Source organism: Rossellomorea sp. y25 (assembly GCF_038049935.1).
Classification (GTDB): domain Bacteria; phylum Bacillota; class Bacilli; order Bacillales; family Bacillaceae_B; genus Rossellomorea.
In genome coordinates this window covers 4,064,611-4,077,679 of record NZ_CP145886.1, presented here as the reverse complement: position 1 = coordinate 4,077,679, position 13,069 = coordinate 4,064,611, and the positions used below count along the sequence as shown (strand labels likewise).

At 43.2% G+C, this 13,069-nt stretch carries 10 protein-coding genes; 4 read left to right on the top strand and 6 right to left on the bottom strand.

Annotation, left to right across the window (positions count from 1 at the left end; genetic code table 11):
- Positions 1–477 precede the first annotated feature (477 nt).
- The gene (locus tag AAEM60_RS20520; protein WP_299742983.1) at positions 478–1,410 is read left to right on the top strand and encodes a peptidoglycan endopeptidase; all 933 of its coding nucleotides are present in this window, start codon (positions 478–480) and stop codon (positions 1,408–1,410) included.
- A gap of 314 nt (positions 1,411–1,724) precedes the next feature.
- Here AAEM60_RS20520 and AAEM60_RS20515 read toward each other — a convergent pair whose 3' ends face one another.
- Entirely contained in the window at positions 1,725–2,891 is a 1,167-nt protein-coding gene (locus AAEM60_RS20515; protein ID WP_299742986.1) for a 3-phenylpropionate MFS transporter, read from the bottom strand.
- Positions 2,892–3,124: 233 nt separating this feature from the next.
- Between AAEM60_RS20515 and AAEM60_RS20510 the strand changes: the two genes are divergently transcribed.
- Positions 3,125–3,658 carry a DUF6241 domain-containing protein gene (locus AAEM60_RS20510; RefSeq protein WP_299742989.1) on the top strand — a complete coding sequence of 178 codons (534 nt, stop codon included), beginning with the start codon at positions 3,125–3,127 and terminating at the stop codon, positions 3,656–3,658.
- Positions 3,659–3,707: 49 nt separating this feature from the next.
- Here the strand turns inward: AAEM60_RS20510 and AAEM60_RS20505 are convergent, their stop codons facing one another.
- The gene (locus tag AAEM60_RS20505) at positions 3,708–4,673 is read right to left on the bottom strand and encodes a rhodanese-related sulfurtransferase (protein WP_299742992.1); all 966 of its coding nucleotides are present in this window, start codon (positions 4,671–4,673) and stop codon (positions 3,708–3,710) included.
- A 467-nt stretch (positions 4,674–5,140) separates the two neighbouring features.
- Between AAEM60_RS20505 and AAEM60_RS20500 the strand changes: the two genes are divergently transcribed.
- A complete protein-coding gene (locus tag AAEM60_RS20500) occupies positions 5,141–7,141 on the top strand; it encodes a penicillin-binding transpeptidase domain-containing protein (protein WP_299742995.1) in 2,001 nt (666 codons plus the stop codon).
- A 179-nt stretch (positions 7,142–7,320) separates the two neighbouring features.
- Complete coding sequence (locus tag AAEM60_RS20495) at positions 7,321–8,391, top strand: SDR family oxidoreductase (RefSeq protein ID WP_299742997.1); 1,071 nt, start codon at positions 7,321–7,323, stop codon at positions 8,389–8,391.
- A 49-nt stretch (positions 8,392–8,440) separates the two neighbouring features.
- Here the strand turns inward: AAEM60_RS20495 and AAEM60_RS20490 are convergent, their stop codons facing one another.
- From AAEM60_RS20490 to AAEM60_RS20475, 4 genes are read right to left on the bottom strand one after another with little or no spacing between them, the layout of a single operon-like run.
- A complete protein-coding gene (locus AAEM60_RS20490; RefSeq protein WP_299742999.1) occupies positions 8,441–9,232 on the bottom strand; it encodes an SDR family oxidoreductase in 792 nt (263 codons plus the stop codon).
- A 15-nt stretch (positions 9,233–9,247) separates the two neighbouring features.
- Positions 9,248–11,413, bottom strand: a complete 2,166-nt coding sequence (locus AAEM60_RS20485) for a TRAP transporter permease (RefSeq protein ID WP_299743002.1) — start codon at positions 11,411–11,413, stop codon at positions 9,248–9,250.
- A gap of 12 nt (positions 11,414–11,425) precedes the next feature.
- Positions 11,426–11,899: a DUF1850 domain-containing protein gene (locus AAEM60_RS20480; RefSeq protein WP_299743004.1), complete on the bottom strand. Its 474-nt coding sequence runs from the start codon at positions 11,897–11,899 to the stop codon at positions 11,426–11,428.
- A 42-nt stretch (positions 11,900–11,941) separates the two neighbouring features.
- Positions 11,942–12,940, bottom strand: coding sequence for a TAXI family TRAP transporter solute-binding subunit (locus AAEM60_RS20475; RefSeq protein ID WP_299743007.1), 999 nt, complete (start codon positions 12,938–12,940; stop codon positions 11,942–11,944).
- Between the last annotated feature and the right edge of the window lie 129 nt (positions 12,941–13,069).

The window sequence follows — 13,069 nt, the reverse complement described above, 5'->3', positions numbered from 1 at the left end:
TTGTTTACATAAATATAAATTCTATTCATTTTAATCTATAAAAATCGTCTTGTCATTCAGAATTTTCTTGATGAAATCGGGGAGTGGGTAATAGGGAGGGATTGCCTGGGATCGACTGGTCCATAGGAAAGGTGAGAGGGTGAATGAGATGGGAAAGAATCGCGAGTAAAGACCTACAAAGCGGTCATTACAAGGATGGAAGCGCAACCATAAATTTCTAAAGTGCGTGAGGGAGGGGATGAACCGGATATTTGGGGAAATAAGGACATTCACCTATAAAAACATATGTAATAGCCACGGATCGGCATCTAGTTACCGATTATGGTAATAGAACCATAAATTACTAAACCTTATTATACTGGGGTTTCTTCCTTATTTTTCTTCATATAAGAATTTTAGCCTATTAAAATATCAGTCTTCTTCCTCCATAATGGACAAGCAACAAAATTCGACATTATCGATAAAGGAGACATTTTTTTGAAGAAAACCATTATTGCCTTCACTACTGCTGCATTACTTTCGTCCGTTGCTGTCAATTCATCGGAAGCGGCTTCTTACCGCGTACAATCAGGGGATTCCCTTTCGGTGATTGCTTATAAATATGATACATCTGTTTCAAACCTGAAGAGCTGGAATAACCTGAGCTCCGACATGATCTATGTAAACCAAGTCCTTGAAGTATCAGCACCAACCAGTACTTCTGCCAAAACTTATACCGTTCAATCAGGTGATTACCTGTCAAAAATCGGTGTCAAATTCGATGTGTATCTGGCTGAACTTAGAGCATGGAACAACTTGAAGAGTGATGTCATCTATCCTGGTCAAAAGCTGATCGTTTCTTCAGGGGGAACAAGCACGACTCCGACAGCCCCAACGGGATCAAGTACATACACGGTCCAATCCGGTGACACGTTATCACACATCGCAGTCCGCTATAATGTAAGTGTTTCGTCCATCAAGTCATGGAACGGATTAACTTCCGATAACATCTACGTCGGTCAAAAACTTTCTATTAAAGGAACGTCTGACGGCGGAACGCAAACTCCTGCTCCTACTTCAAACGTAGTCGACATTGCGAAAAAATACGTAGGAACTCCATACGCATGGGGCGGAACATCACCATCCGGCTTCGACTGCAGCGGGTTCATCTACTATGTATTCAACCAAGCGGGACAATCGATTTCACGCACCAACACAGATGGCTATTACAGCAAATCATCCTTCGTCTCAAGCCCGAAAGCAGGCGACCTGGTATTCTTCGAGAATACATACAAAGCCGGCATCAGCCACATGGGAATCTACCTTGGAAACGGAGAATTCATCCACGCTTCAGACAGCGGTGTGACGATTTCCAAGTTGAGCAACACGTATTGGAATCCGAAGTTTGTCGGATATAAGCGATTTAACTAATTTTATGGAGCGTCCTGCCTTGGCGGGGCGTTTTTTATTTGTGTTATTTCCGAGGAAATTCGACACGGAGGATCAATTAATTCAAAATAGGATTGATAAATCAGATTCTGGATTTCTTCCTCCTCACCAAACCCACCATCACCAATCAGGAACTGCGAAACTTCCTGAACCTGTCATCGCCTAGATCAGCCACACTAATCCTGCAATCCCTCAACCTCAAAACGGAGGGCTCCACCAAATCCACCGTGTACACCAACATCTTCACATAAAAAAACCGCCCAGAATCCACATCCTGAACGGCCTCCCAACAAACTCTATTTATAACTAAACACACCATCCGCCACTCGATCATACTTCCAATACATCCATCCACCAAGAACCACGCATGGAACTACTACCACAGCCATTCCAAGAAACGCAGAACCAGGCGAGATATCATACAGGAATCCACCGATAAACGTCAGAATCGCGGTACTCAATCCCATACCCAACGACGTATACACTCCCTGGGCAGCCGGGATGTCTTTGCTCTCCAATTCTTCATAAATCAATCGCATAAATGCATAATGTGTCAATCCGAAGGTTAGAGAGTGAAAGATTTGGGTAAAGATGAACACAGGGGTGCTGGGGAACAGGAACAACAAAGTCCAACGCGTCACAGCAGCCCCTGCTGCAATCATAAACATAATGGAAATGCTCTTGCCTTTTAATAACCGATCTGAAAACGTAAAGAACAGAATTTCAGATAGAACGGCAACATTTAAAATAACACCTATATATAAAGAACTTACATCTAATTCCTTTAAATAAAGGACACCATAATTATAGTAAGAAGCATGAGCACCCTGAATCAACACGACAATCACCATTGCCCAGACAAACTTACGGGATTTCAGCAATCCGCGATACGAAAGCTTCTCCTGACCACGGGTCCCGCTCATGGACTGAGGCAGCTTCGCAAGAGAAGACAGTAATATCACCACAATCCCACCGAATAACAGATAAATCACGGCACCCTCGGTAAAAAGTGACGTCAAAAATCCAACCGCAAGCAGCGCAACCGTATATCCAATTGATCCCCACGAACGGCTCCGGCCATAATCGATGCCATCTTCCTTCATCATCACAGCCGCCATGCTCTCAACCATGGGAAGCAGCATCGGATAAACAAGGCTGAATAACACCATGCAAACCAAAATCATCCCAAACGAATTCATAGGCAGGAACAGCAGCAATGAAGCCCCGGAAATCAATACCAGCCAACGAGCAAGTCGTCCCAATGCAACCGTCTGACTCAATTTTGGAAATAAGAAAAAGCTCGAAAACGACCGCGCAATCATCCCAACTGCAATCACCGTACTTGCAGCCGAAATGGAAAAGTCCTTACTTTCCACCAGCCACGCTGTCCAATAAGGTATGAAAATTCCCCAAGTGAAAAAAATCGTAAAGAATTGAACGGACAACCACGTCTGATTCTTCAAATCTATCAAAACTCCCTTTATGTAGACTGGAAATCAATTTACAAACATTGAGTAATTATATAGAAGTTAGATGGGGAATACAACCAACTTAGCGACTATCTCTTTAGTATCAAAGAAAAATATGGTAGTATTACAATTCGTTTACAGATCCTTGCAGGACATTTAGCCTAATATATAGAAGGAAGTACTACAGAAAAAACACAGATTCCATAGCATACAGGGGGAGTATCATCGTGCTACGAAAAAAATCATTTATCATTATAGTGGGAAGCGTCCTGCTCTTAACGGCCATCGGAGTGTATATCGCCGTAGGCAGTTTAAACAATACCAGCACCAATGAAGATACAACCCAGACTGACGTAGTCTCTACCGCTGGTGTGGAAACCACTGCACCACAAACCAAAACGGGGAAGGAAAACCCATTCGGGGAAAAAGTAAAGACGCCGCTAAGTGAAGATCTGATCCAACAATACATACACGCGATGAGTCATCAAAAGGTTGAGGCAGATGAAAAATGGTCGTACTTTAAAATCACCGATGAACGAATCGATTACTTGCTTTCACAATTAGAGATTAACAAATATAAGCATGAACATACCTACAACGAAATCTTAGTAAGCTGGAAAGAAGGAGACTTTTCAGATGCAGTCAGCGATCATAATGCCGTTTGGAGAATGAGAAACGGGAATATCGGAAGAGCAACAGGATTGCTGTCGACTAAGGAAGAAAAGAAGTATATGGAGAGTCAGAAGAGAGAGAAGCGATAAATACTAAAAAAGAACCGGCTCATTGCAGACGGTTCTTTTTTAGTATTAATTAGATTGTTGCTGTTTCCTTTTCATTCTCAATCACTGCCAAACGCTCTGCCACTTCTTCCTCCGTCAAACCATGCTCTTTAATATAGCGGTTTTCAGGGCTCTTGCGGCACTCATCTGAGCAGCTTCTCATATATTTATGCTCGTTTTCTTCAGAGCAAAGGATTTTTCGGTTACAAGGCGGGTGCGCACAGTTTACGTAGCGTTCACAAGGTTCACCTGTGTAGAAGTCTTTCCCGACAACGACATGCTCTGTCTGGTTTACAGGAACACCGATACGCTCATCGAATACGTAAAGCTGACCGTCCCATAGCTGACCTTTAACTTCAGGGTCCTGGCCATAGGTGACGATTCCACCGTGAAGCTGAGCCACATCCTCAAAGCCTTCTTTCACTAACCAGCCTGAGAATTTTTCACAACGGATACCACCTGTACAATACGTGATGATTTTCTTGCCTTCCAGTTTATCTTTATTATCACGGACCCAATTCGGAAGATCACGGAAGTTTTTGATATCCGGCTTCACGGCTCCTCTGAAGTGTCCCAATTCATATTCATAGTCATTACGTGCATCAAGAAGAATCGTATCTTCCTGCTGGATTTGTTCAAAGAAATCTTTTGGTTCAAGGTATTTACCTGTGAGTTCATTCGGATTCACATCATCTTCAAGACGAAGTGTCACTAACTCTGGACGGTGCTTAACTTTCAATTTCTTGAAGGCATGACCGTCTGCTTCGTCGATCTTAAACACTGTGTCGGAGAAGTGAGGATCCTTTCTCATCGCTTCCATATATGCATCTGTCTGTTCAATCGTACCGGAACATGTTCCGTTGATTCCTTCAGATGAAATCAGGATGCGTCCCATAAGGCCAAGCTCCTCGCACAATTGCTTATGCTGGGCCGTAACCTCCTCGGGATTCTCAATGGCTACATAGTTGTAATACAGTAGTACTCGATAATTTTTCATGTTTATTTCCACCTATCGATATATATTTGCAAGATATAATCTTAGGATTCTGTTCCTTATTACTCTTACGATGTACTATTATAACAAATTTTTAAAGAAATGCATTATGTATGGTGGAGAAAAGCTGGGGATTGTGAGGAAAAAGTGGTGGATTTTGGTTTTTTGGAGGGGGAGAGGTGCGCATAATCGGCTTTTCCGGAGTGTTATGGGCCGTATTTGAGATTTATCTGCCGTATTTCGGATTTACGTGCCATATTTGAAAATATATCTTCCATATTTTCATTTTATCTGCCAAAAATCTGATATATCTGCCACTTATCAATATACGACAAATTTCGCTCCCCTTTCAGGTCATCATCATAACCGAGAGATACAAGCATATAGATACATTAAATTTGAAAAAATTTGTTATTTTTGAAAGAATTAGAAGTGAGATGAAAAGTCTAATATAGGGGTTGTCAGTACATATGTATAGAAAAGTCATGCTGTTTTGTCTCTTAGTTGCTAGCCTGTTGGTCGCCGGATGTCAAGAAAAGCCTAAGCCTGATGATCGCTTGCAGGAATACGTCGATCTTTGGAATAAAGAAAAGTTCGATCATATGTTTGACGGGTATCTAAACACTTCCACTCAAGATTCGTTCAAAAAAGCAGATTTCGTCACGAGATACAAGGACATCTATGAAGATTTAGAAGTGAAGGATGTAAAGGTATCTTTTGAAAAGCCGGAAAAAGAAGTGGACTGGGACAAAGAAACAAAAGCGGGATTTCCTTTGACTATTTCGTTCAATACTTTGGCTGGTCAGGTTTCCTATGATAAAGAAATCACTTTAACAAAAGAAAAACAGGGTGAAGATGAAAATTGGTTTGTAGAATGGGAGCCTTCTTTTATCCTGCCGGAATTGGAAAAGGGAGATAAAGTAGGCGTAGAAAGTATTACCGCCAAGCGTGGAGATATACTTGACAGGAATCAACAGCCCCTTGCGATGAATGGAGAAGCATTTGAACTGGGGATCGTACCGAAAGAGTTTAACGAGAGTGACTTAAAGAAGCTTTCATCCCTGCTCGATATGTCAGCGGAATCCATACAGGGTAAGCTTGATCAGAGCTGGGTGAAACCGGAATTTTTTGTGCCGATTAAAAAGATCGCCCTTACTGAGCGACCTTTAGCTCTGGAAGTTATAGAATTAGGCGGTCTGTACTCTAAGCGGGTGCCTGCAAGAGAATACCCATACGGAGAAGCTGCCGCCCACCTGACCGGATATATTGGAAAGCTGACTGCAGAAAAGCTGGAGAAACTAAAAGGTGAAGGCTATACAGCTCAGTCATTAATGGGTCTCAGCGGTGCTGAAGAAGTATATGAAGATCAGTTGCGAGGAAAAGATGGACAGCGGATTTATTTAAAAAAAGAAGAATCTGAAGAAGTAGTCACCGTTGCAGAACAACCGGTGGAAGATGGCAAAAACATCACCTTGACCATCGATGCCGAAATGCAAAAGAAGCTTTATGAACAGATGAAGAGTGAAACAGGAACAGCTGCCGCTCTTAATCCGCAAACAGGTGAAGCACTGGCCCTTGTCAGCACACCTGCTTATAATCCAAATGAGCTTGTACTGGGAATATCTTCTGAGAAGTATAAGAAACTTGCGGATGACCCGAAAAAGCCATTCCGTAATCGTTTCCCTATTGCTTATTCTCCCGGTTCAACCATGAAGGGGATCACCGCTTCCGTTGGATTGAAATCCGGAAAGTTAGATCCAAATAAAATCTATGATATTAAGGGGAAGAAGTGGCAAAAGGATGATTCTTGGGGAAATTACAAGGTCGTCCGTGTATTTGACAATGACAGTAAGGTTGACTTAGAAAGTGCGTTGAAATTCTCGGATAATATTTATTTCGCAAGAGTCGGGTTGGAGATGGGGGCAGAAACCTTTATCGCCGGTTTGAAAGACTTTGGTTTTGGTGAGGAGATCCCATCTTCCTATCCGATTTACAAATCACAGATTTCAAATGACGGAACAATCTCCAAAGAGGTCCAACTGGCCGATTCAGCCTTTGGTCAAGGTGAAGTTCTCATGAGTATCGTACATCTTGCCAGCGCCTATGGCGGCATCATCAATGATGGAAAAATGATGAAACCGAGGCTTCTAATGGATGAAGAACATGAGGTTTGGAAGGAAAACTTACTGACGAAAGAACAAGCTGACATGCTGAAAACAGATTTGCGAAAAGTTGTCACGGAAGGAATTGCCGGAAAAGCGAGTGTAAAAGGGAAAGCAATCGCCGGTAAAACCGGTACGGCAGAAATCAAATCTGAACAGGGGACAACCGGGACTGAAAATGGATTATTTGTATCCTATGATCAAAATGACCCGACGATGCTCCTTGCCATGCTTCTTGAAGATGTAGAAGATGCGGGAGGTAGTACGCATACGGTAGAAGTGACGAAGAGATTTTATGATAGCTGGTGAAGTTGAAAGAAAATGAATCAAAAACGGTGAGCAGGCATAGTCTCACCGTTTTTTTTCTATTAAAGCTCCGCATTTTGACATCATGTTCCAACTCTCTCATTCACAACGATTCCGCTTTCAATATGTGCTATGATAGACAAAATAGCCCTTGAGGTTGAAATTCAACAGGAGTGATCAATTTGAATTTATTTTTAACGGGATCGACAGGTTTCCTTGGTGGAAGGCTCATCAAGAACCTTTTACAAAATAAAGTGAACGAAGTCTATATTTTAGTGAGAAATGTAGAGAAGGCTGAAAGATTAAGAGATTCCTTTGAAGCGGATGAGCAAAAGAGAATTCACATATTTCAAGGGGACATTACCATTCCCAATGCCGGCCTGAGCAGGGATGACCTTGAATGGTTAACGGGAAAAATTGATGCGGTTTATCACCTCGCTGCCCTGGTAAAGTTTGATTTGGAATTGCGTGATGAATTGTTTGCTGCTAATTACGATGGGACCAAGCATATCCTTGAATTGGCTTCACTTCTAGAAGTGAAGAAGTTTTATTATGTGAGTACGGCTTACACGGTCGGGAAGCTGAATAAAGGGATTGAAGAGCTCTATCCAACAAATGGAGAGTTCCATAATCCATATGAGGAGAGCAAAGTGAAATCGGAGCATCTTGTTTTTTCTTATCGAGACAAAATGGATGTGTCCATTTTCCGCCCGGCTATTATTGTAGGAGATTCTAAAACGGGGGAAGCGGACTCTCAATTCACACTGTACGGATTCATGCGTGCTCTCGGGGTGTTCAAGCGTAAGACGGCAAGGCGCAAGGGAGAAGAGCGGACCTACAGACTGGTTGCTGCGAAAAACGGTACTTCCAATCTTGTTCCAGTGGATTATGTTGCGGACATTCTAAGCCTGGCTCCAGAAAAAGCCCAAGCGAACAAAATCTATCATATTACGAATCCGAATCCTCCTGAGAACATCGAGCTTTTGAAGATGTTAAAAGAAGCTCTTCAATTTGAGAACTTATCGGTCGTTGAAAACACGGGTGAGTATGAGTTAGATGAAGAGGAAGTAAAGCTTAATACCTTGATTGATGTGTTCAAGGTGTATCTGGCAGGGGCGTTGACGTTTGATGATCGCAATACTCAAGACCTGATGAAAGGTACCGGGGTGTCCCATTTGGATATGTCGAATGAGACGATTGAGATGATCATACGGATGGGTTGCGAGCCTAACGGTGGGAAAGTTACGGTATAAACAGAATAAGCAAAGCCCCAATGGTAATAGCCATTGGGGCTTTGCTTTTTTATAGTGCGGTAACCAATCCGCCATCAACGACGAGGGATTGACCGGTTAAATAAGTGTTGGCGTCTGAAACTAAGAAGGTAATGGCCCGGGCAAATTCTTCAGGCTCGCCGTACCTTCCCATCGGAATCGCTTTTTCACTTTGCTTCTTAAATTCCTCATGAGAAACATTTTGTTTATCTGCGTTTAATTGATCCAACTGAGCCACTCGTTCTGTTGCGATTCTACCTGGACCCACCGTGTTGATAAGAATATGATCCTGGGCCAGTTCCCTTGATAAGCTCTTCGATAAGCCGACGATACCTGTTCTGAAGGTGTTGGATAGAATCAGACCATCAATTGCCTGCTTCGTGGAGGAAGAAGCGATATTGACGATCCGTCCGCCCTTATTCTTTTTCATATGGGGAATAACCTCTCTGATGGTCCGGATATAGCTGAGCAGGTTAAGCTCAAAGGCATATTGCCAGTCTTCATCATCGAATTGCTGGAAGCCCCCTGCAGGTGGACCTCCTGTGTTGTTGACGAGAATGTCGACTCCTCCAAGTTTATTTACCGCTGTTTCAACGAGTGCTTGAATGTCTCCTGGTTTCGTCATGTCACATGTTGCAAAATAGACTTGGTGATTCCCGGACAGTTCAATGATTTCTTTTGCAGTAGATCTAAGCTCTTGTTCATTTCGGCTGGAAATAAGCACGTGAGCCCCTTCTTTTGCAAGCTCGAGTGCCGTTGCTTTTCCTAATCCTTTACTGGAAGCAGTGACAATCACTGCTTTATTTTTTAAGCCAAAATCCATTAAAATCCACCTCGTTTAATTGGGAATATTGATCTCCTTATTCATCGGTTTACCCTTTCCTTGGTAATTCCAAAACAGAACAAAGACGAAGACGGTGAAGCCAATGATATCCGTCATCCAGCCAGGATAGATCAGGAGAAAAGCGGCTACTGCACTTATCAAGCGCATACTGACAGGGATTTTCTTCTTGAAAAAACCCTCGATGGAAACCGACAACAGGAACACTCCGATAACAGATGTAACGGTCAGGACAAGAATACTCGTAACAGATGCATCAACCATCAGCATTTCATGGGAAAACACAAACATAAACGGCACGATAAACCCTGCAATCGCAAGTCTCATCGCCTGGAATCCGGTCTTAGTCGGGTCACCGCCACTGATGCCTGCTCCGGCAAACGCTGCCAGGGCGACAGGCGGGGTGATATTCGCAAAGATTCCAAAGTAGAACACGAACATGTGAGCAACAAACACGGCCGTTTCCGTCGATCCGGCCAATTCACGGAACAATGGCAGCTGTAAAAGGATAGGTGCTGCCATCGTACTCGTGATGATATAGGTTGGGATACTTGGTAAGCCCATTCCCAGCACGATGGAAGTGACCATTGTCAGCAGTAATGTAATAACGAGCTGAAGGAGCGGGCTGTCAATCATTTCACCAATACCGACAATACTGTTTGCGAGCTCCAGTGCAACTCCAGTGAGTGAAGCAATTCCGACGACGATTCCAACAGCACCACAGGCGACTGCAACCGGAATCGTCGTTTTCGCTCCTTCTTCCAATGCTTGTACGCAATCCTTTAAGCCTATTTCTTCGGCTTCCAGGTTTTTGGTTTTCCTAACGAGATTGATGACTAATGGAATTACCACAATCAACAGGAGTTCCCACCATCCGTTTTTGAGGGGAGGGATGCCTTCTCCTGAAAGGATGCCATTGACCTGTGGTTGGAAAATGAAAAATACTCCGAGAAGGGCTGATAACGCCAGGACCTGCTTCGAACCAGAAATGATAATCGTTGCCAAAATCGACCAGAACGCAGCGTAGAACGGTGTTTTTCCTGAGAATAATAAGTACAGGAGAATCACCATCGGGATGATCAAATGTCCCCGTTCGGCCAAAACGGCTTTCACGGATGGAAGTTCTGATTTCGGTACCCCATGCAATCCGCGTTTGGAAGCTCTAAAGTGCACCTGAAGCAGGATACCGATGTAGAATAGCAGTGCTGGGATGATACCTGCCAAGATCACTTTGGTATAAGGAATATTCAGATTCTCTGCCATAATGAAGGCGGCTGCACCCATGATGGGAGGGAGGATCTGCCCACCGACACTTGCCGCTGATTCAACCGCTCCTGCAAATTCTTTCTTATAGCCGATTTTTTTCATCAATGGAATGGTGAAAGCCCCTGTTGTCACGACATTGGCAACAGCCGAACCATTAATGGAACCGAGAAATCCACTGGCGATAACGGCAACTTTAGCAGGCCCGCCTTTTGTATGACCAGCGACTGCCAGTGCAAGGTCATTGAATAATTTCCCCATGCCGGAGCGGCTAAGGAATGCTCCAAACAAGATAAAGAGAATGATGTAGCTTGCCGAGACGCCGATCGCTGTACCAAGGATCCCCTCCGTAATGTAAACAAGCTGGGAAATCATTTTCTTTGTCACAGTCAATGTGATTTGAGAATTCAATTCCGGATAGATGGCCAGCTTTACATAGAGACCATAGATTAAAAATCCAAGGGCAAGAAGGGTCAAGCCCCATCCGGTCACACGCCTTGTCAGTTCGAGAAGAAGGACAATGACGAGTATCCCGACGATGAAATCGGTATCGTTGATTTGTCCCCCCATTTTAATGATGCGCTCCGCACTGAATAACAGATAAATACCAACGAATAAGGACAACCCGCTTAAGATATAGTCATAAAATGGAACAGGGTGGCCTTTCTTTTTACTAATAATAGGGTACAGGATAAATCCAATCGCCATTAAGCCATATAAGTGGATGCTTCGCTGCTTTACATCGACTAATGCACCTGCATAAGACGTGTATAAGTGGAAGAGTGCAATCCCGGCTGCCACTACTAAAATAAATAAACCGATCACCTTGGGGAACTGGCTTCTCGTATTTCCCTCCCGATCCAACTCTTCCACAGATGTGTTCTTTTGTTTTCTCATCATGAGTCACCTCGCTTAATCATTAACAATCATATAAATCAGTTGATACATAGGGACGGACCTCACCGATAATTGGTAGGACCGCTGAGAATCGAGTACTAGAGTTCGTTCATTGAATGAAATTCGATGATTCGTATTCTTACCTGTCTGGAAGCGCAATGAGTCTCCAATCGATTGATGGATATTCGTCATATACACCCATCCGTCTTTAATATATGTGTCTTCGCCTGCATGGTCCGGAACACCGGCACCAAACGTTTTGAAACGGGTGGAGGTCAAGGTGATGGTAGTATCTTTAATGTGAAAAAATTCTTCCCAATCTTCTTTTTCAACAGAATGTGTCCAGCGGATGGATACTTCCTTTTGGTTGAAAACAGGCTGCACGACTATATTTTTATTCTCATAGGATAAGATGATCGTGTTCATCGGGACAATGGCGAGAAGGGTAAGAAGGAGAAGGGCAGAGGCGCCCAGAAATCTTTTTCTCATAGATAGAATGAAAAGGGCACCAGGATTGATGCCCTTTCTCTATTATTCCAGTAATCCTTTTTCTTCATAAAACTTCTTCGCTCCCGGGTGCAGGGGAGTTATGAGACCCTTCGCCATTTCATCCCGGTTGACTTCTTTAAGCGGTGCAACCGCAACTGCGTCTGTTCCTAAGTAGTCGTAATAACGTTTTGTTAAGTCGTATACTGTGTCTTCACTTACATCCTTCGATACAATCAGCATATTTTGAATCCCGACGGTTTCAACTTTTGAATCCAGATTATATTTTGCCTCGTCTCCTGACTCAATCGTAAATGTTTTATAGAACGGATATTTCTCCATTAGCTTATCAGCAAGATCTCCTTTGATTTCAACAAACGATACATCATTTTGCTGCATAAGGTCTGTAATATTGCTGTTCGGTACACCTGAAGTGAAAAATGCAGCGTCAAGTGTGCCATTTTTCATTTCCTGTACTGAATCCGCGTACCCTGTGTGAGTGACTTTTTCAAGGTCATCATACGTTAAGCCGGCCGCTTCCAATACTTTCTTAGCGCTCTGTTCCACGCCGGAACCTACCTGGCCGACTCCCACTTTCTTACCCTTTAAATCTTCAATACTCTTAATTCCGCTATCAGACATAGCGACTACCTGTACAACGTTTTGGTACATGCCCGCAAGCGCCTGAACCTCTACTTTATTGCCTTCGAACTGTCCTTTTCCTTCTACTGCATCATAAGCAACATCACTCATGACAATCGCCATTTGATTTAGACCGTCTGTAATGTTCTGGATATTGGCTACAGAAGCTCCTGTCGATTCTACTGTTACATTCCCGATCGAATCACTTTCCTCGAAAATTGGTTTAAGTGATCCGCCAATCGCATAATAAGCACCGGACGTTCCACCTGTCCCAAATACGATTGATTGGCTGGAAGAGTCATCGCCACTGCTTGAATCGTCTCCGCTTGCACCATCACTGCCACATGCCGCCAATAATAATGAAATGATGGCTACCATCGAAATCCATTTTAATTTTTTCATCGTTTCGTCCTCCTTTACGTTACCTATTAAATATGGTAACGCTTACATATTAAAATGAGAATATTTAGAACTTAAAGGACGTTTTGGTCTTTTTGGTCTGGGAGTGCGATTGAGGAGAATAAAAAAGAA

Excerpts from the sequence above, each read along its gene's own strand:
- AAEM60_RS20505 (WP_299742992.1), bottom strand. The coding sequence starts at position 4,673 with ATGAAAAATTATCGAGTACTACTGTATTACAACTATGTAGCCATTGAG.
- AAEM60_RS20500 (WP_299742995.1), top strand. The coding sequence starts at position 5,141 with ATGTATAGAAAAGTCATGCTGTTTTGTCTCTTAGTTGCTAGCCTGTTG.
- AAEM60_RS20490 (WP_299742999.1), bottom strand. The coding sequence starts at position 9,232 with ATGGATTTTGGCTTAAAAAATAAAGCAGTGATTGTCACTGCTTCCAGT.
- AAEM60_RS20485 (WP_299743002.1), bottom strand. The coding sequence starts at position 11,413 with ATGATGAGAAAACAAAAGAACACATCTGTGGAAGAGTTGGATCGGGAG.
- AAEM60_RS20480 (WP_299743004.1), bottom strand. The coding sequence starts at position 11,899 with ATGAGAAAAAGATTTCTGGGCGCCTCTGCCCTTCTCCTTCTTACCCTT.
- AAEM60_RS20475 (WP_299743007.1), bottom strand. The coding sequence starts at position 12,940 with ATGAAAAAATTAAAATGGATTTCGATGGTAGCCATCATTTCATTATTA.